Here is an 18,741-nt window from a genome sequence, read left to right on the forward strand (position 1 = left end):
GTTGCGCGACCCCGGCGAGCCTTCGACGGGGGAAACGTCCGGGGGGAGGGGATGGTTCGGTTTCGCCCCGAAGCGTGACGATAAGATGACGCGACGGCCGCGGCTCAGAACAGGCCGTGGACGAACCAGCGCGGATCGGCGCTATCACGGCCGATGAGCCCCTCGCGGAACAGCCAGAAGCGCGAAGCTCGCCGGCCGCATCTGGGTGGAGGAGACGCCGGGCGGCGGCGCCACGTTCAAGCTCGCCTTCGAGAAGGTCGACTGAGCGCGCTCAGGAGAGGCCGCCCGAGGCCGGCGAGCGCGAGACCATCTCGACGCGATTGCGGCCGCGGAGCTTGGCGAGATAGAGCGCCTCGTCGGCGCGGCCGACGAATTCCTCCGCGGAATCGTCCGGCGTAAATTGCGTGACGCCGAAACTGCAGGTGACGCCGTCGATCTCCTCGACGCCGAGCCTCTCGATCGACGCGCGCAATTTCTCGGCCGCCTTCAGCGCCGCGGAGCCGTCCACGCCCGGCGTCAACAGAGCGAATTCCTCGCCGCCCCAGCGCGCCAGAATGTCGGACCCGCGCACGAGCTTCGCCGCCGCCTCGGCGAGGCGCACCAGCGCGCGGTCGCCCGTCTGATGCCCATGGGAGTCGTTGATGGCCTTGAAATTATCGACATCGAACAATACGAGCGAGAGCGGAACGCCATAACGCTGCGACCGCAGCATTTCGCTCGCCAGCGCCTGATCGAATTTGAGCCGGTTGAACAATCCGGTGAGACGGTCGGTGACGGCCTGCTGGCCGAGGTCGCGCGCGAGCTCCTGCAGGCGCAGGCGCTTCTCCATCTGAATGCCGTCCTGCAGACGGCGCTCCTGTCCGATGAGATAGATCAAGGTCATCATCGTCACGAGCAGAGTGACGATGATGCCGAGCACGCGCGACGCGAAAATCTCGCGCGTCGGCGTCGCGATCGCCACCGACCAGCCCTCCGTGTCGATGAAACGACGCCGTATGTAGCCCTGCTCGCCTTCGAGCGCGACCCAATTGGATTCGCCGAGCTCTCGTTCGAGCAGAGGTCGATCGTCGAGCGCGCCATAGCGGCGCTCGGCCTCGCGCAACCTCTCCGTCGAGAGCGGCCACATCGGCCGCGACATATCGGCGTCGCGATTGGTCATCGCCACCACGCCGTCGGAGTCGAGAAGAAAATAGGGCCGGTCGAATCGGCGCAGATCGGCCTGCAGGGCGACGAGCGGCTTTCCGAGCACGGCGACGCCGACGACGCCGCCACTCGTGTCTCTTATCGGCGCGCTCGCATGATAGACCACGTCGCGATTGGTCGAATCATAGGTCATGCAGCGGCTCGCGACGCCGCCGATCGCCTCGCGAAACGAGCGATGCGACGCATAATCTCCGCCGATGGGCGCCTTCTCCCCCGAGGCGGCGGCGGAAGCGACGATGCCGCCGGAGGCGTCGAGGAGCAGTCCCCTTTCCGCGCCCGAGGCGTCGACATGGAGCTGCAGAGTGGCTCGCGCCGCCTCATTCGCCTGCGGCGCCTCGCCCTCGCCGGTCGGCCGCACCGAGGGCGCGCCGGCGAGCGTCGCCGCCATTCCCGAGAGGGCCGCCGTCTCGCCGACGAAGCGGCTGGCGAGCAGATCGAGATCGCTGCGCGTCTCCGCTTGAACATTGCGCTGATAGACTGCGCCGAGGAAATCGGTGAGGCCCCAGCCGCAGAGCAGGATCGCCATCATCGCCGCAATGGTCCAGACGAACTGCCGGCGCAGATAATCGGCGAAACGCCGCGACGAGAGCTCCTGCGCCAGCTGATGCTGGCGGATCGACCAGACCGAAAACGCGATGACGCAGGCGAGCAGCCCGCGCAGCAGCTGGATCGGAACGCCCGTCACGGCCACGAAACGGTCGCTGTTGAGCGCGCTCGCAGGCCAGAACGGCGCCGGCGCGACGACGAGCCCGGCGCAAAAGGCGTAGAGCGCGAAGCCCGCGGCGGCGAGATAGGCGTAAGGGCGCGCGGCGGCGGCGAGCGCCGGCGCGCCGCCGGCGAAAACGAGAGCCGCGCCGAGCGCGCCGACGAAGCCGATCATATAACGCGCGACCGCCGCCGCCGAGGCGAGGCCGGCGACCGCCGCGACCACGATGATGATGAGCGCGAGCGGAACATGAATCCATCGGCCCGGCTTGCCGTCGCCGGCGGCGACCGCCTCCGATCGCGCGAATTCGAGCAAAAGGAGATAGGACGCGGTCATCAGCGCCTTGCGCGCGAATTCGAAAGCGAAGCCGTCGCCGATGACGAGCGCGAGCAGATCGAGCCATTCGACCGCGCCATGCGCGTAGCCGAAGAGGCCGAGCATGACCCAGCCTGCGCGGCGCGGGCCCTCGCCGGCTACGGCGAAGCAGATCGCGCCGAGCAGCAGAAAGGCCAAGCCATAGAAAAAGAAAATGAAATCGAGCTGTGCGTCGAAAAACGCCGATATGGTCTCACGCATTTTGCTTGCGCCGGCGCTCCCATTCGACGCGCCTGCGCGCGCCATTGTCGACAAATTGGCGAGGCGACGGAATCGTCAAGGCTCGGTGGACAACGGAGTCGGCGTCTCGATATTGAATCCAGAGGGCCGACGTGAGACTCTGCGCTCCACCGACATTGCGCTCGGCGCCTCGCTCGCGATGGCGTCGCTCGGAAACTGGCGTCGCTCGGAACATGACGTCGCAACGCAAGATCATCCACGTCGACATGGACGCCTTCTATGCGTCGGTCGAGCAGCGTGACAACCCACAGTTGCGCGGGCGGCCGGTCGCCGTCGGCTCGCCGCGCGAGCGCGGCGTCGTCGCCGCGGCGAGCTATGAGGCGCGCGCTTTCGGCGTGCGCTCGGCAATGCCATCCGTCACCGCGATCCGGCGGTGTCCCGAGCTCGTCTTCGTTCCGCCGCGCTTCGACGTCTATCGCGAAGTTTCGCGGCGAATTCGCGCGATCTTCTTCGACTATACGCCGCTCGTCGAGCCGCTCTCGCTCGACGAGGCCTATCTCGACGTCACCGAAAATCGCCGAGGCCTCCCCTCCGCGACGCATATCGCCGAAGAGATCAGAGCGCGCATTCGCGAAGAGACGCGCCTCACCGCCTCGGCCGGCGTCTCCTACAATAAATTTCTGGCCAAGCTCGCCTCGGATCAAAACAAGCCGGACGGGCTCTTCGTCGTCACGCCGCAAATGGGCGCCGCTTTCGTGGCCTCTCTGCCGATCGGCAAATTCCACGGCGTCGGGCCGGCGACGACGAAAAAGATGAACGCGCTCGGCATAGAGACCGGGCTCGATCTGCGCGCCAAGCCCCTGCCCTTTCTGCAAATGCATTTCGGCAAATCGGGGAGCTATTATTACGGAATCGCGCGCGGCGTCGACGATCGCCCCGTGCGGCCCGACCGCATTCGCAAGTCGATCGGCGCCGAAGTCACTTTCGCCCGCGATCTCCTCGCGCGCGAGGAGGCCGTCGCCGCGCTGGCGCCCATAGTGACGCGCGTTTTCACGCATTGCGAGGGTGCGCGCATCAGCGGCCGCACGGTGACGCTCAAAATCAAATATGCGGATTTTCAGCAGATCACGCGCCGCAGCACCGGCGCGGCGCCGATCGCCTCGCGCGGCGAGCTCGAAGCAGCCGCGCTGGCCTTGCTGCGCCCGCTGTTTCCTTCGGAGAAAGGCGTGCGCCTGCTCGGCGTCACGCTCTCCTCTCTCTGCCCCGCCGGCGGAAGCGCCGATCCGCAGCTGAGCCTCGCCGTATGAGCAGCCGAGAGTCTTTCCGCGTTTCCAACGCCGAACCGGCATCCACTTCGGCTGGAAACGCTCTTGCGAATGGCGAAGGGCGAGAGGCCGTCTATTCGCTCCTCAGGGCGCGGTCCAGGGATAGGTCCAGGTCTCGGTCAAAGTCTGAGAGCCTGCTTTGAGGAAGGCGCGAATATCCGCCGTCTGTCCGGATTTCACGACGATGTCGAACATCACGCGCATGCCGTCTATATGCGGATTGGCGGCGACGCTCGAGCGGATGACGACGCCATTCGCGGCCGAGGCGACGACCTCCACCTGCGAGGGATCATTGGCGTAGAAGGGCAGCTCGCCGCCGGCGAAATCGACGATGAACCGATGCGCGCCGGGCGTCATCGGCTCGCCGGAGCCCAGAGCCCGCGCAGGCGTCTCGAACGTATTCGCCGCGCGGCCATTGGGCGAAAGACGCGGCAGCTCGAGCAGAGAGGTGATACGATAGGCGTAGGAGAAGGGCTTGCCGATCTCCAGCGGCTGCGCGCCGACCCAGGCGGCGACGATATTGTCGTTGGTCTCGTCGAGCGTCGGCAGCTCCAGCAGCTCGACAGCGCCCTCGCCCCAGGCGTTCAGCGGCTCGATGAAATAGCTCGGCCGGCGCTCATAGGCGAGGTCTATATCCTGATAAGTCTCGAAATTGCGGTCGCGCTGCATGAGCCCGAAGCCGCGAATATTGGGATCGGAGAAGGAAGTGAGCCGGGCGATGGGCGCATTGGCGAGCGGGCGCCAGAGCCATTCCTTCGAATCGCCATGGACGAGCAAGCCGTCCGAATCATGCAGCTCGGTGCGGAAGCCGTCGCGCATGCGGCGATCGTTCTCGCCGGTGAGATACATGGAGGTGAGCGGCGCCAGGCCGAATTTCGCTTTGCGACGCGGGAACAAAGTCGCCTGCACGTCGATCGTGCTCTCCTGGCCGGTGGCGAGATCGAAACGATAGGCGCCCGTCGCCGCCTCGCCGTCGAGCAGAGCATAGATGGTGATGCGATTGCTTCCCGGCTGCGGCGTCTCGATCCAGAATTCGCGGAAGAAGGGGAAGACTTCCGAATTGTCGCCGCAATCGACGCAGAGCGCGCGCGCCGAAAGGCCATATCTCTGGCCGCGGCCGAGAAAGCGGAAATAGCTCGCGCCGAGGAAGGAGATCACCTCGTCGTGAACATGCGGATCATTGAGCGGGAAATGCAGGCGAAAGCCGGCGAAGCCGATATTGATCGGCAGGGTCTTCTCGAATTTGTTGCGGCCGGAGTCGAATAGAGCCGCCGAATAGGGAATCGGCGTCGGTATGCCGTCGCGGATCGTGTTCACCGTCACCGGGCGCTTGTAGAGAAAGCCCAGATGGAAGGCGTGCAGGCGAAAGGAGCCCGGGATATTCGAGAACAGCGCCTTTTCCGGACGGAAGCGAAGGTCGCGGTAAGAGTCGAAGTCGAGCTTCGCCAATTCCTCCGGCAGTTGCGGCGGCGCCGCCTCGAAGGGCGCGCCGGCGAGGTCGCGGGCGCGGCGCGCCACATCCTCGAGCCCGAATCGCGACCCTTGCCCGTTCTGTATGGACTGCGCCACGGCGCGCCCGAGCGGCGCGGCCTGCGCGCCCGCCGCGAGCATCGCGCCGAGAAGACGGCGGCGTGTGATGTCGATCATTTTAGTCGGTTTCCGGAAAAAGGACGAGTGGAGCCCGTCTTCGGGTCGCAGACGAATCGGGCGTTCTTGGGGACGCCGGACCCGTCCTCGGAGCGCGGCCCGCCGCCGCCGGCCCCGTCCGTGCTTCTGCCTATCCGGCTTTGCGCCCGCCCGCAAGACGCCCCGCTTTCGCCGCCCACGGCGCGCGTTGGGCAAAAAATGCACGCCCGCTCGAAAAAGCTCTTGCAGAGCCGGCGAAAGCGCGTATTTACGTTCTCGCCCACTTTCGCACGTGCCTGTGGTCGTGTGTCGGTCGATGGGGATCCGGACAAGAGGCCGGTCAACCATCGGAATAAAACCGGCAGCCGGAGGCGAAACCGGCGAACCTCGCCTGAGCGAGGGATCGCGACTTAAAGCAACGACGGACCGGGCTTTTTCGTCTCTGTCGACCCTCCAAAGGTCGGCGTACCGAAGAGGCTTGTCTTTCTTGCCGGGCGTGCGGAAAGGGAAAAATCCCCTTCCAAGCGATGGCTATACGGGTCGGATTCCATGTCCGTTCGGACATGCGCGTCCGTGTCCTGTCTAGCCTACGGCGCATCACCCGACCGTCTCGCGCTTCGCCTCCAGCGGAGCCATGACTGTCATGGAACGCAGTCGTCTCGATGTGCAGCGCGCCTCCACCGCGCCTGTGCAAACGGCGGCGTGCATCCGATCGAAGCCCTTGGCCACTCCGCGGCTCTCGCGCCGCGACTTCGTTGGGGATGCCGCAAATGACGGATCGCATTCGCGAATTTTTGGACGCCCGCCGTCGCGCCGGACGTGACACGGGTCCGTGCCTCGTCGTCGACCTCGACGTCGTGCGCGACAATTACACGAGCTTCGCCAAGGCCCTGCCGGACACGCGCGTGTTCTATGCGGTCAAAGCGAATCCGGCGCCGGAGGTGCTGTCGCTTCTCGCCTCGCTCGGCTCCTGCTTCGACACCGCCTCCGTCGTCGAGATCGAGCAGGCGCTCGCCGCCGGCGCGACGGCCGATCGCGTGAGCTTCGGCAACACGATCAAGAAGGAGCGCGACATCGCCCGCGCCTATGCGCTGGGCGTGCGCCTCTTCGCGGTCGATTGCGAGGCCGAGGTCGAGAAGATCGCTCGCGCTGCGCCCGGCTCCAAGGTTTTCTGCCGCATTCTCTGCGACGGAGCCGGCGCCGAATGGCCGCTGTCGCGTAAATTCGGCTGCGCGCCGCAAATGGCGCCGCGCGTGCTCGAGCACGCGCATCGTCTGGGCCTTTCCGCCTATGGGGTGTCGTTCCATGTTGGCTCGCAGCAGGGCAATCCCGGCATGTGGGACGGCGCGCTGAAATCGGCCTCCGAGATTTTCCGCGATCTCGCCGAGCGCGGAATCCAGCTGCAGATGGTCAATCTCGGCGGTGGATTTCCGACCAGATATCTCAAGAATGTCCCGGCGGTGAAGACCTATGGCCAGGCGATCTTCCGGGCGCTCTCCAAGCATTTCGGCAATCGCATCCCGGAGACGATCATCGAGCCGGGCCGCGGCATGGTCGGCAACGCCGGAGTGATCGAGGCCGAGGTCGTTCTGGTGTCGAAAAAGTCCGAGGACGACGCCGTCCGTTGGGTCTATCTCGACATCGGCAAGTTCAACGGCCTCGCCGAGACCACCGACGAGATGATCCGCTATCCAATCCGCACGACGGCGGACGGCTCCGCGACGACGCCTTGCGTCATCGCCGGTCCGAGCTGCGATTCGATCGACGTTCTGTATGAGAAGGCGCCCTATCTGCTCCCGATCAGCCTGGAGATCGGCTCGAAAGTGCTGATCGAGGGAACGGGCGCCTATACGACGACCTATTCGTCGGTCGGCTTCAACGGCTTCCCGCCGCTCGAATCCTTCGTCATCTGACGGCGAATTGCCGCGAGCCTGATGGCTCGCTCTATGGGGCTGCGAGCCTGATGACTCGCGGTCCGTTTCTCCCCGCTTTGTCCCGTTCGGCGGGCGCGCATGCAGATGCGCGCCAGGCGCGAGGGTCGTCCGTCCTCGAATGGGGGAAGAGATGGCCTTTGAAACCTCCTGTCATCAGCCTGGGCCGTCGGCCTTCGGCTTCGCATCGCGAATGGCGCCGGCGAGCCTGACGGCTCCGCGTGCGTGCGTCCAGATTTTCGACGAAGCGCCGGACGACGTCGCGGCGCGCGAGGCGCTGCTCGACGCGGCCTTCGGCCCGGCGCGCTTTCTGAAGACCTGCGAGCGCCTGCGCGAAGGGCGGATGCCGGCGCGCGGCCTCGCGCTCGTCGCCAGGGATGGGGAACGGCTCGTCGCAACCATGCGCATGTGGCCGATCTTCGCGGGGGCGGGACGTCCAGCGCTGCTGCTCGGCCCTCTGGCCGTGGCGCGCGACTATCGTTCGCTGGGGCTCGGCGCCGCCATGATCGAGGAAGGCCTCTGCCGCGCCGCGGCGCGCAATCATCGCGCCGTGCTGCTCGTCGGCGATGCGCCCTATTATGCGCGCTTCGGCTTCGAGGGGCGCTTCACGGATGGGTTGGTCATGCCGGGGCCGGTCGAGCGCGAGCGTTTTCTCGGCCTCGAGCTCTCGAAAGGGGCTCTCGAGGGCGCCGAAGGCCGTGTCTTTGGCGCCGGCGCGCGCGAGCCGTCGGCGGTCCGGCCGGCGTCCCCGGAGTTGGCGCGCGCGGCCTGACGTTTTGTCCGCGCCAAAAACCCTTTATCGCGAGCGGAGCGATACGGAGCCGCAGCAGCGCTGTTCTATTTTATCGCTTCGTCGCGACGCTTCCTCGCAAAAGCGCCGAAGGAGCGCGGGAAAACAAAACAGCCCGAAGTCAAACGACTTCGGGCTGTTTTGTGTTGTCCAAGGGAGAAGTGGGCGTCAGTGCGCCAGCGCCTTCACTTCCGCAATGCCGGCGGAGACGAAATCGGTTCCGGCGACGCCCTTGCGCAGCACGGCCTCGGCGACCTTCACCGCGGCGTCCGCGGCGCTGGCGCGCACTTCGGCGGCGGCTTGAGCCTCGGCCTGGGCGATCTTGTCCTCGACCTGCTTGGTCCGGCGGGTCACATAGTCCTCGAGGCGTTGACGCGCCTCAGTGGCGAGCAGCTCGGCCTCGCTTTTGGCCTGAGCGACGATCGCCTTGGCCTCGATCTCGGCGTCTTCGCGCTTCTTCTCGAAGGAGGCGAGCAGGCTCTCCGCCTCGCTGCGCAGGCGCTCGGCCTCGGCGAGCTCGCCCTTGATGCGGCCGACGCGCGCATCGAGCGCGGCGCCGAGCTTTTTATGCGCGCCCACATAGAGGAGCACGCAGAGGAAAATGCCGAAGCCGATGGCGACGAAAAGTTCCGCGTCGTAATGCATGGCCTGTCCCCTGCTCAGCTCGCCTTGATGTTGCGGAATTCGCTCTGCAGCGTCTCAGCGGCGAGGCGGGCGCCGGTCAGCTTCTCTAGAATGGAGCCGGCCGCCTCGGTGGCGATCTGCTCGACATGCGACAGCGCCTCGGATTTGGCGGTGAGAATCTGCGCCTCGGCCTCGGCGACCTTCTTGGCGAAGGCGGTCTCTTCCGCAGCGCGGCGCGTGGCCGTCTCGGCGGCGGCCTGCTGCTGCGCGGCGCGGCCGATCTCCTGCGCCTGCGCCTTGGTGGCGCGCAGAGTCTCGTCATGCTCGGCGGCGGCGGCCTGCGCCTTCCCCTGCAGCTCGCGAGACGCGAAGAGATCGCTCTCGATGCGGCTCTCGCGCTCGCTCAGGATCGAGCCGATGCGCGGCAGCGCGATGCGCGACATGAGGACGTAGAGGACGCCGAAGATCAGCGCCAGCCAGACCAGCTGCGGCGCGAAATTATTGGTGTCGAAGGGCGGAAAGTCGCCCCCGCCGTGATGCTCGACGGTCCCATGCCCCGCGGACTCATGCGTCGCGCCTTGCGCGGCGTGCGGCGCCGCTTCCTCGGCGGCGGCGAGAACGATATTCGCCATGACGGCTCCGAAACCTCTCGAGTGCGTTCAAATGCGACGAAGGCCCGGAGCGCTTTGGCCCCGGGCCTCCGAAACGGATCACTTCAGATAGAGCAGGATCGCGATCAGAAACGCGAAGATGCCGAGACCTTCGGCGAGCGCCGCGCCGATGATGGCGTTGGTGAACTGGCCGGCCGCGGCCGACGGATTGCGCAGCGCGCCATTGACGAAATTGCCGAAAATCAGACCGACGCCGATAGCGGCGGCGCCCGTGCCGATCGCGGCGAGGCCCGCGCCGATCAGTTGGAAGGAGGAAGCATCAGCCATTGGTAACTCCTGCTCTTAGCTCTGTGGGCGACTATTTATTGTTGGATGTTTATCAGTGGCCCGGGTGGATCGCGTCATTGAGATAGACGCAAGTGAGGACGGCGAAGACGAACGCCTGAAGACAATTGACGAGCAGCTCCAGCGCATACATCGCCACGACCGCGAGGATCGGAATGGGCGCGAGCGCGGCCCAGGCGCCGGCGCCGAGCAGCATCACCACGAAGCCGCCGAACACCGCCAGCGTGATATGGCCGGCGAGGATGTTCGCGAAGAGACGAACGGAGAGCGACACCGGGCGCGAGAGGAAGGAGATGATCTCGATCGGGATCAGCACGACCAGCACCGGCGCCGGAACGCCATGCGGCACGAAGAGCTTCAGAAAGCCGAAGCCATTGCGATAGAGCCCGTAGAGGATCACCAGAAGGATGACGAAAGCCGCGAAGGCGAAGGTGATGACGATCTGGCTCGACAGCGAGAATGTGTAGGGGACGAGGCCGATCAGATTCGACATCAGAATGAAGGTGAACAGCGTGAAGACGAAGGGGAAGAAGCGCATCCCTTCCTTGCCCGCCGTCTGACGCACCGTATTCGCCACGAATTCATAGAGAACTTCGGCGAGCGCCTGTCCGCGGCCAGGCACCAGCGCGCGCTTGGACGTCGTGAACAGGGTGAGGATGATGGCGGCCGAGGCCGCGAGCAACATATAGAGCGCGGAATTGGTGAAGGAGACGTCGACGCCGTTGATGAAGTAAGGCGCAATGCGTTGGAGCTCGAACTGCTCGATAGGATTCATCGCTCGATCCCGGACGGCGCGCCCGGCCCTTCATCTCCGCGGCGCCGAGGGAGTCGGGCCGCCCGTTTCATCCGTCGCCTCGCGCGTTTTTCGACGCGGCGAAGCGAAACACATTGTAGAAGCCCGCGGCGACGCCGAGCCCCAGGAACAGGACCAGCAGCCACGGCTTGGCGCCCAACCAGAGATCCGCCTGCCAACCGATCAGCGCGCCGACGAGAATCGCCGCCACGAATTCGGACAGCACGGTGAAGCCCGCGCTCAACGCCTTTCCGAACGACCCTCCGACCGGCAAACCACCGCCAATCTCGGCGCGTCGCTCCGCTTCCTGCTTGCCGAGCGCGGTCTGGAGCCTTTCCAGTCTCGCGCGCAGCTCGTCGTCGCTCTCGTTCTTGTCCGCTCTCATCGGCTCTCTCCCTCGCGCAAAAGCTCAAAAGCACGCGCGAGCAGCATAGATGATTGCCGAAGAAACGCCCGGACAGGGGCGACGGAAGGGATTTCGACGCGACGCGATATGGGCCGGGCGGCCAAGTCGTTCGAGCCGCGCGCAACATATGGGCGGCGTCCATTCGTGTCAAGCCGCAGCCGTCGCCGCGAATCGCCCGGAAAACTAGGGTTTTTCCGCGATTGTCCAATTCTTGCGCAGACGCTTTTTCGCGGTTGCGAGATGGCGCGGCGGCCGTGACGCGCGAAAGCCGCCCTTCGCTCGGCCCTGGGGGCGTCGCGATGGGCGGCTCGCTTTCTCGCGTCCCCGGGAGCAGCGGGCGCTGGAAAGTCGTGACGCGCCTGCCGCCAATGGATCGGCAGGCGCGGGAAGGGGCGGCCGGCGCGGGAGGAGCGCGTCAGCCGATGACCGCCGCGACCCCGTCTTCGCCGAGCAGCGCCTTTATGCGCATCAAAAGTTGCAGCACGACGCCGAACACGCCGAGCGCCATCCAGCCGAAGAAGACGAAGCCCCAATGCAGCGGCGCGACGAACAGCTCCTCCATGAACCAGAAGGTGTGGCCCCATTCGTTGAGGCCGACATTGGGGATGATCATGAAGGGCCCGACCGCGACGATCAGATAGGCCAGCGAATAGCCTTTGGCGAAATAGGGGGTGCGCGTCTTGGCGTGGAAGAAGGCGCCCACCGCCATGATCGAATAGATCGGATAGCTCATGTAGAATTCGATGATATGCGACGGGGTGAAATCGGTGTCGCGGATCACCGTCATATGCCAGGTGCCGTCCTGCTCGGTGAAGAAGCTGGCGCCCCAATAGATGGCGATGGCGTAGATCGTCAGCCATTTCAGATTGTCGACGAGCGCGCGGAATTCCTGCCGCGGCGTCACCGCGGACATGTCGCGGGTGCGCGTCTTCCACAAATAGCCGGCGAGGCCGAGGCCGGCGACGAGCTCCAGCGGGATCTCCGTCCAGAGGATCGACAGCCAATAGGTCTGGAACTCCGGCGCGAAGGAGTCGAGGCCGGCGCGCCAGCCGAAAATCTGCTCATAGATCCGCACGATCAGGTAGAATGTGCAGAGCGCCGCGGCGCCGATCCAGAACGGCTTCATATCGACGATCACATCCGTGTCGTCCGCGACGCCGGCCTTGCCGGCCGTCTCCGTCGTGAGGCTCATGTTTCTCTCCTTTTTGCGTCTTGCGCCCGCGCGCTCTTCCGCGCGGCCGTCAGGAGAGGTAAGGTCCGTCTCGGCTTCAGGTAAAATGCATTGTTTTCATCGTGCTATTCGCATTTTTCAGTGGCGTCGGAGGCGCCGATCTGGCGTCATCTTCACGCGTGATCTCGGATCGCGCGAGGGGCGAAGGGCGGACATATGACCGAGCTGCGGAACTTCGATCTCAATCTCCTCGTCGCCTTCGATTTTCTCATGGAGGAGCGCAATGTCTCGCGCGCGGCGCAGAGGATGTTCATCACCCAATCGGCGATGAGCCATGTGCTGCAACGCCTGCGCCAGCAGCTCGACGATCCGGTGCTGGTGAAGACGCCGCAGGGCATGAAGCCGACCCAGCGCGCGCTCGCGCTCGTCGAGCCGGTGGCGGCGATATTGAGCGAGGTCGAGCAGGTGATCCGCGGCTCGAAGGCGTTTTCGCCGGCGACGACGCAGCGGCGCTTCACCATAGCGACGAATGATTATGTCGAGTTCTGCCTGCTGCCGCCGTTGATGAAATCGGTGAGCCGCCAGGCGCCCAATGTGGAGATTCATCTCGTGCAGACATCGGGCTCGCTGCGTGAGGCGGCGGACGCCGGCGATGTCGATCTCGTCATCGGCTTCGATGTGATTTTGGATTCGACGCCCTATGTGCGCCGCGAGCGTCTCTACACAGACCGCATCGTCTCGCTGGTGCGCCAGGACCATCCCGATTTTCCGAGCGACGAGCCGACGCTCGAGCAATTCGTCGCGGCCAAGCATATGCTGATGTCGCGCCGCGAGGCCGGCACCGGGATCATCGACGATTGGCTGGAGCAGCGCGGCCTCGCGCGCAAGGTCGCGCTCGTCGTGCCGAATTTTCTCTCCGCTCCTTGGATATTGGCGAGCACCGATCTCGTCTTCTCGCTGCCCTTGCGCATCGCCGAGCATTTCGTGCGTCTGGCGCCGCTGAAGATTTTGGAGATACCGATCGAATTCCCGACCTATGATCTGCTGATGGTCTGGCACTCGCTGCAGGACCGCGAGCCGGCCCACGCCTGGCTGCGCCAAGAGATCGTGGAGATTTGCCGAGGCGTCGTCGCGGCGCCGCGCGAGGAAGCGCCGCGGCCGGCGCGCGCGAAGGGTCGAGAGCCGGCGTGAGATCACACGCTTCGAACGCTCGGAAAAGCCCCCTCCCGCATTCTCCTCCGCTGCGCGCTATCGGATTCACACGCAGCGAAACCCGGCGGCCGTCATGGCCGGGCTTGTCCCGGCCACCCACGCCAACCAGCTGAGAAATTTGGGGAAATAGACGGATTTCGGCTTGCGTGGGGCGGGGTTCTGGCAAGGCCCGGCAGGGGTCGCCGGAACTTCGACATCACGCCAACCATCCGAGAAGCCGCGGCGTATCGGCGTGGATGGCCGGGACGAGCCCGGCCAAGACGTCGCGAGGCGAGGATGTGCGCATTCGATAGCCCGCGGCGCGGGAGAGAGCCGAGGTGGGGGCGCTCCCGCCCCGCTCAGCGCGAGAATTTCTTATATTTCAGCCGATGCGGAACCACGCTGTCGAGGCCGAGGCGACGCTTCTTGTCCTCCTCGTAATCGGCGAAATTGCCCTCGAACCATTCGACGTGGGACTCGCCCTCGAAGGCGAGAATATGCGTCGCTATGCGGTCGAGGAAGAAGCGATCATGCGAGATCACCACGGCGCAGCCGGCGAAATCGTCGAGCGCCTCTTCCAACGCGCGCAGCGTGTCGACGTCGAGATCATTGGTCGGCTCGTCGAGCAGCAGAACATTGGCGCCCTGCTTCAATATTTTGGCGAGATGCACGCGGTTGCGCTCGCCGCCCGAGAGCCCGCCGACCTTCTTCTGCTGATCGGAGCCCTTGAAGTTGAAGGCGCCGCAATAGGCGCGAGAATTGATCTCCCGCTTGCCGAGATAGATGATGTCATTGCCGCCGGAAATCTCTTCCCAGACGGTTTTCTTGTCGTCGAGCGCGTCGCGCGACTGATCGACATAGCCGAGTTGCACGCTCTCGCCGACGGTGATGGAGCCATTGTCCGGCTTCTCCTGGCCGGTGATCATGCGGAACAAGGTCGTCTTGCCGGCGCCGTTCGGGCCGATCACGCCGACGATGCCGCCCGGCGGCAGCTTGAAGGAGAGGTCGTCGATCAAGAGACGATCGCCGAAGCCCTTCGACAAATGATCGAAGGCGATGACATTGCCGCCGAGGCGCTCGGCCACCGGAATGACGATCTGCGCGGTCGTCGGCGCCTTCTCGTTCTGCTTGGCGACGAGATCCTCATAGCGCTGAATGCGCGCCTTGGACTTGGCCTGCCGCGCCTTGGGCGAGGAGGCGATCCACTCGCTCTCCATCTCGAGGGCGCGCTGGCGGGCCTTGTCCTCGCTGCTCTCCTGGGCGAGGCGCTTCTGCTTCTGCTTCAGCCAGGTCGAGTAATTGCCCTCGTAGGGAATGCCGCGGCCGCGATCGAGCTCGAGAATCCAGCCCGTCACATTGTCCAGGAAGTAGCGGTCATGGGTGACGATGAGGATCGCGCCCGGATAATTGCGCAAATGGCCCTCGAGCCAATTCACCGTCTCGGCGTCGAGATGGTTGGTCGGCTCGTCGAGCAGCAGCATCTCCGGCTGCTCGAGCAGCAGGCGGCAGAGCGCCACGCGGCGCCGCTCGCCGCCCGAGAGCTTGGTGACGTCGGCGTCGTCGGCGGCGCAGCCGAGCGCCTCCATGGCCTGATCCACCTGGCTGTCGAGATCCCAGAGGCCCTTGGCCTCGATCTCGTCCTGCAGCCGGGTCATCTCGTCGGCGGTCTCGTCGGAATAATTCACCGCGAGATCATTGTAGCGGTCGAGCACCGCCTTCTTATCGGCGACGCCGAGCATCACATTGCCGCGCACGTCGAGCTCGGGATCGAGCTGCGGCTCCTGCGGCAGATAGCCCACGCGCGCGCCCTCCGCGACGAAGCCCTCGCCGGTGAACTCCTTGTCTATGCCCGCCATTACGCGCAGCAGCGTCGATTTGCCGGCGCCGTTGACGCCGAGCACGCCGATCTTCGCATCCGGGTAGAAGGAGAGGTGGACGTTGTCGAGGACCTTCTTGCCGCCCGGATAGGTCTTGGTCAGACCCTTCATATGATAGATGAACTGCCGCGCCATGGATGATCGGTTCCGCTCGAGGATGAAAGGCTCGGCGCGATGTTTAGCGCCTTTTGGGCCGAAGTGAAAACCGGCTTTTTGCACGGGCCGGCCCGATCGCTCGAACCTCGTACGGCGCCGCAAGTTGACAGCGACGGGCGTTTTCCGCCAGAGGTTGCCGGTCTCCAACGGGAACGGGCTCATGCGCGTCTTCGTGACCGGCACGGCCGGATTCATCGGCTTCCATCTCGCAAAGCGCCTGCTCGAGCTCGGCTGCAGGGTCGACGGCTTCGACGGGCTCACCCCCTATTACGACGTGACGCTGAAGCAAGCGCGCCACGCCGAGCTCGCGCGTTTTACCGGCTTTCGCGCCCATATCGCCATGCTCGAGGATATGGAGGCGCTGACGCGCGCCGTGGAGGCGGCGGAGCCGGATGTCATCGTCCATCTCGCCGCGCAGGCGGGCGTGCGCTACAGCCTCGAGAATCCGCGCGCCTATGTCGACGCCAATCTCGTCGGCGGCTTCAATGTGCTGGAGATCGCCCGCGCCCGCGCGGTCCGCCATCTGCTGATGGCCTCGACCAGCTCCGTCTATGGCGGCAATCAGCATGTGCCCTTCCTCGAGAGCGAGCGCGCCGATTTCCCGCTGACGCTCTACGCCGCGACGAAAAAGGCCAATGAGGCCATGGCGCATTCCTATGCGCATCTGTGGCGGCTGCCGACGACGATGTTCCGCTTCTTCACCGTCTACGGCCCCTGGGGACGGCCGGATATGGCGCTGTTCAAATTCGTCGACGCGATCGAGAAGGGACAGCCGATCGACATCTACAATCACGGCAAGATGCAGCGCGATTTCACCTATGTCGGCGATCTGGTCGAGGCGATCTCGCGCCTTCTCGACCGCGCGCCGGAGATCGGAGCCGACGAGTCCGTTTCGCCGGTCGCGCCCTACCGCGTCGTCAATATCGGGCGCGGCGAGCCTGTGGGGCTGCTCGATTTCGTCGAGGCGATCGAGCGCAAGCTGGGCAAGACGGCGATCCGCAACTATCTCGAGATGCAGAAGGGTGACGCGCCCCGCACTTTCGCCGACTGCTCGCTGCTGGAGCGGCTGACCGGCTATCGCCCGCAGACTTCGGTCGAAGAGGGCGTTTCCGCCTTCGTCGACTGGTATCGCGATTATTATGGAGCCGCGTGACCCGAGCCGCCGGAGGCCGTTCCGGGGCGAGCGGCCGAGGTCCGGCTCGAGATTCTCTCCCAATCCTGCTCGCGCCCGAGGTTGATCGTTAACCACCTGTCTGAGACAAGGCCATAACCGCCGCGCGGGGGCGATTCGCCCCGAGGGCGCGGCCGCGGGCCTCGTTTCGGAGAGCGCTTCATGGCCTTGGCTTGCACTTCAGGTCTCGACACCGGCTTCGTCGAACTCGGCTATGCGAAAGTGGCGGCGCTCGGCGTCGTTCAAGGCATAACCGAGCTCCTGCCGATTTCCTCCACCGCCCATATGCGCATCGTGCCGGCGCTGCTCGGCTGGAAGGATCCGGGCTCGGCCTTCTCGGCCGCCATGCAGCTGGCCGCGCTCGCCGCGGTGGTCAGCTATTTCTGGAAGGATATTCGCGAGATCGCCTTCGGCTCCGTTCGCGCCCTGCGCAAGCGTGATTTCAACGACTGGTATTTCCGCTTCGTCGTCTGGATCGTCCTCGCCACCATACCCATAGGCCTCGCCGGCATAGCGCTCTCGGGCGTTCTCAACGCCTGCGGCTCGCCGCTGCGGACCCTGCCGGTCATCGGCATCTCCTGCATCGTCATGGCGGCGCTGCTCGCCATCGCCGAGCTCTATTGCAACCACTCCCGCACGCTCGACCATGTGAATATGAAGGACGCGCTGGTCGTGGGATTCGCCCAGGTGGGGGCGCTGGTGCCCGGCGTCTCGCGCTCCGGCTCGACCTTGACGGCGTCGCTGTTTCTCGACCTCAAGCGCGAGCAGGCCGCGCAATTCTCCTTCCTTCTCGGCCTGCCGGCGATCACCCTCGCCGGCCTCAAGGAGCTCTACGAGCTCCACAAGGCGCATCTCGACGCGCATGGCTGGTCGGTGCTGGCCGTCGGCCTCGTCGTCGCCTCCATTTCGGCCTTCGCCGCCATCTGGGGGCTGATGCGCTTTCTCGAGCGATTCTCCACCTGGCCCTTCGTCGCCTACCGGGCCTTCATCGGCGTGGTTCTGCTCGTCGGCGCCGCCACCGGCCTATTGTCTTGAGGTGAAAGGGAGCGGGCGCCGATCCCGCCGTTTCGGCGCCGCGATCTTTTATTTTTGTTCGCTTTGTCGGCGCCCGGCTCTTGCCCAAACAGGCCCTCGAGACCTAACATCGGGGCCATGGTCGAGACCGCCACCCTCATTCGCCACGCTGGACCCGGCGACGCCGAGGCGATCACCCATGTGCATGACGCCTCCTGGCGGGACGCCTACCGCGGCGTCATTCCAGGCGGCGAGCTCGAGCGGATGATCGCCCGTCGCGGGCCGCAATGGTGGGCGCGGGCGATCGTGCGCGGCAGCGGCATTCTCGTGCTGGAATTCGGCCGGGAAGTCGTCGGCTATGTCACCTATGGGCGCAATCGCGTCCCCTCCATGCCCTATTCGGGCGAGATCTTCGAAATCTATCTCCTGCCCGAATATCAGGGGATCGGTTTCGGCCGGCGGCTGTTCAACGCCGCCCGGCAGGAGCTCGCCGAGCACGGCTATCTGTCCACCGTGGTCTGGGCCTTGGCCGACAATGACAAGGCGCTCGCCTTCTATCGCCGGCTCGGCGGCCTGACCATACGCCGCGCGGAAGAGCGCTTCGGCGACGACATGCTGACGCGCGTCGCCTTCGGATTCGTGTCCGCGCCCGTCCGCTGAATTTTCCCCCTCCAGGAGTTGTCATATGCGTCTCGACGCCATTGAAATCGGCGCGAATCCTCCATTCGAAGTCAATGTCGTGATCGAAGTGCCGCTCGGCGGCGAGCCGATCAAATACGAGCTGGACAAGGCGTCAGGCACGCTCGTCGTCGACCGTTTCCTCTATACGTCGATGCGCTATCCCGGCAATTACGGCTTCATTCCGCATACTTTGTCGGAGGACGGCGACCCCTGCGACGTGCTGGTCGCCAATACGCGGCCGATCGCGCCCGGCGCGCTCATCGCGGTGCGCCCGATCGGCGTGCTCTATATGCGCGACGAGGCCGGCGGCGACGAGAAGATCATCGCCGTGCCGGCGCCCAAGCTGACCAAGCGCTACGACAAGGTGCAGACCTACACCGACCTGCCGGAGATCACGACGCGGCAGATCGAGCATTTCTTCGCCCATTACAAGGATCTCGAGCCCGGCAAATGGGTCGAGGCGGCCGGCTGGGGCGACGCCGAGGCGGCGCACAAGATCATCCGAGAGGCGATCGCGCGGGCGACCGCGAAGGGCGAATAGCAAAAGCGCGCAGCGTGCAGCGAG

At 65.3% G+C, this 18,741-nt stretch carries 18 protein-coding genes; 8 read left to right on the forward strand and 10 right to left on the reverse strand.

The genetic code is table 11. The features are described 5' to 3' along the window. Positions 1–271: 271 nt before the first annotated feature. Positions 272–2,485: a sensor domain-containing diguanylate cyclase gene (locus tag IY145_RS07905; protein ID WP_210332637.1), complete on the reverse strand. Its 2,214-nt coding sequence runs from the start codon at positions 2,483–2,485 to the stop codon at positions 272–274. A gap of 212 nt (positions 2,486–2,697) precedes the next feature. Between IY145_RS07905 and dinB the strand changes: the two genes are divergently transcribed. Beyond that, positions 2,698–3,771 (forward strand): DNA polymerase IV, encoded by a 1,074-nt coding sequence (gene dinB / locus IY145_RS07910; RefSeq protein WP_196407710.1) that lies wholly within the window; start codon positions 2,698–2,700, stop codon positions 3,769–3,771. A gap of 102 nt (positions 3,772–3,873) precedes the next feature. Here the strand turns inward: dinB and IY145_RS07915 are convergent, their stop codons facing one another. Both IY145_RS07915 and IY145_RS26145 read right to left on the reverse strand, forming a co-directional pair. Then, positions 3,874–5,436: a glucan biosynthesis protein gene (locus IY145_RS07915; protein WP_196407711.1), complete on the reverse strand. Its 1,563-nt coding sequence runs from the start codon at positions 5,434–5,436 to the stop codon at positions 3,874–3,876. 576 nt (positions 5,437–6,012) lie between these two features. After that, on the reverse strand, positions 6,013–6,144 hold the full coding sequence (locus IY145_RS26145; protein WP_281433665.1) for a hypothetical protein: 132 nt from the start codon (positions 6,142–6,144) through the stop codon (positions 6,013–6,015). A 41-nt stretch (positions 6,145–6,185) separates the two neighbouring features. Between IY145_RS26145 and IY145_RS07920 the strand changes: the two genes are divergently transcribed. Together IY145_RS07920 and IY145_RS07925 are read left to right on the forward strand one after the other, a co-directional pair. Then, the gene (locus tag IY145_RS07920; protein ID WP_196407712.1) at positions 6,186–7,328 is read left to right on the forward strand and encodes a type III PLP-dependent enzyme; all 1,143 of its coding nucleotides are present in this window, start codon (positions 6,186–6,188) and stop codon (positions 7,326–7,328) included. 211 nt (positions 7,329–7,539) lie between these two features. Continuing rightward, positions 7,540–8,118: a GNAT family N-acetyltransferase gene (locus tag IY145_RS07925; protein WP_246721847.1), complete on the forward strand. Its 579-nt coding sequence runs from the start codon at positions 7,540–7,542 to the stop codon at positions 8,116–8,118. Between the two features lie 186 nt (positions 8,119–8,304). On the opposite strand, the gene IY145_RS07930 is transcribed toward IY145_RS07925, so the two are convergent. From IY145_RS07930 to amoC, 6 genes are all read right to left on the reverse strand, one after another. Further along, on the reverse strand, positions 8,305–8,781 hold the full coding sequence (locus IY145_RS07930; protein ID WP_196407714.1) for an ATP F0F1 synthase subunit B: 477 nt from the start codon (positions 8,779–8,781) through the stop codon (positions 8,305–8,307). Between the two features lie 14 nt (positions 8,782–8,795). Then, positions 8,796–9,392 carry an ATPase gene (locus IY145_RS07935; protein ID WP_196407715.1) on the reverse strand — a complete coding sequence of 199 codons (597 nt, stop codon included), beginning with the start codon at positions 9,390–9,392 and terminating at the stop codon, positions 8,796–8,798. Between the two features lie 78 nt (positions 9,393–9,470). Continuing rightward, positions 9,471–9,698: a F0F1 ATP synthase subunit C gene (locus tag IY145_RS07940; protein WP_159728953.1), complete on the reverse strand. Its 228-nt coding sequence runs from the start codon at positions 9,696–9,698 to the stop codon at positions 9,471–9,473. A gap of 52 nt (positions 9,699–9,750) precedes the next feature. Next, entirely contained in the window at positions 9,751–10,491 is a 741-nt protein-coding gene (locus tag IY145_RS07945) for a F0F1 ATP synthase subunit A (RefSeq protein ID WP_196407716.1), read from the reverse strand. Positions 10,492–10,558: 67 nt separating this feature from the next. Then, a complete protein-coding gene (locus tag IY145_RS07950) occupies positions 10,559–10,894 on the reverse strand; it encodes an AtpZ/AtpI family protein (RefSeq protein ID WP_196407717.1) in 336 nt (111 codons plus the stop codon). A 436-nt stretch (positions 10,895–11,330) separates the two neighbouring features. Next, positions 11,331–12,107 carry a bacterial ammonia monooxygenase, subunit AmoC gene (amoC, locus tag IY145_RS07955; protein WP_196407718.1) on the reverse strand — a complete coding sequence of 259 codons (777 nt, stop codon included), beginning with the start codon at positions 12,105–12,107 and terminating at the stop codon, positions 11,331–11,333. Between the two features lie 195 nt (positions 12,108–12,302). On the opposite strand from amoC, the gene IY145_RS07960 reads away from it, so the two are divergent. Continuing rightward, entirely contained in the window at positions 12,303–13,277 is a 975-nt protein-coding gene (locus IY145_RS07960; protein WP_196407719.1) for a LysR family transcriptional regulator, read from the forward strand. A gap of 359 nt (positions 13,278–13,636) precedes the next feature. Here the strand turns inward: IY145_RS07960 and ettA are convergent, their stop codons facing one another. After that, positions 13,637–15,289 carry an energy-dependent translational throttle protein EttA gene (gene ettA, locus IY145_RS07965; RefSeq protein ID WP_196407720.1) on the reverse strand — a complete coding sequence of 551 codons (1,653 nt, stop codon included), beginning with the start codon at positions 15,287–15,289 and terminating at the stop codon, positions 13,637–13,639. 181 nt (positions 15,290–15,470) lie between these two features. Between ettA and IY145_RS07970 the strand changes: the two genes are divergently transcribed. The 4 genes from IY145_RS07970 to ppa all read left to right on the forward strand — a co-directional run bounded on the left by IY145_RS07970 (position 15,471) and on the right by ppa (position 18,717). Then, positions 15,471–16,463 carry an NAD-dependent epimerase/dehydratase family protein gene (locus IY145_RS07970; protein WP_196407721.1) on the forward strand — a complete coding sequence of 331 codons (993 nt, stop codon included), beginning with the start codon at positions 15,471–15,473 and terminating at the stop codon, positions 16,461–16,463. A 180-nt stretch (positions 16,464–16,643) separates the two neighbouring features. Then, positions 16,644–17,516, forward strand: coding sequence for an undecaprenyl-diphosphate phosphatase (locus IY145_RS07975; RefSeq protein WP_196407722.1), 873 nt, complete (start codon positions 16,644–16,646; stop codon positions 17,514–17,516). Positions 17,517–17,633: 117 nt separating this feature from the next. Further along, positions 17,634–18,155, forward strand: coding sequence for a GNAT family N-acetyltransferase (locus IY145_RS07980; protein ID WP_196407723.1), 522 nt, complete (start codon positions 17,634–17,636; stop codon positions 18,153–18,155). A 25-nt stretch (positions 18,156–18,180) separates the two neighbouring features. Beyond that, a complete protein-coding gene (gene ppa, locus IY145_RS07985) occupies positions 18,181–18,717 on the forward strand; it encodes an inorganic diphosphatase (protein WP_196407724.1) in 537 nt (178 codons plus the stop codon). Positions 18,718–18,741: the final 24 nt, after the last annotated feature.

The sequence above is a fragment of the Methylosinus sp. H3A genome (genome assembly GCF_015709455.1).
Classification (GTDB): domain Bacteria; phylum Pseudomonadota; class Alphaproteobacteria; order Rhizobiales; family Beijerinckiaceae; genus Methylosinus.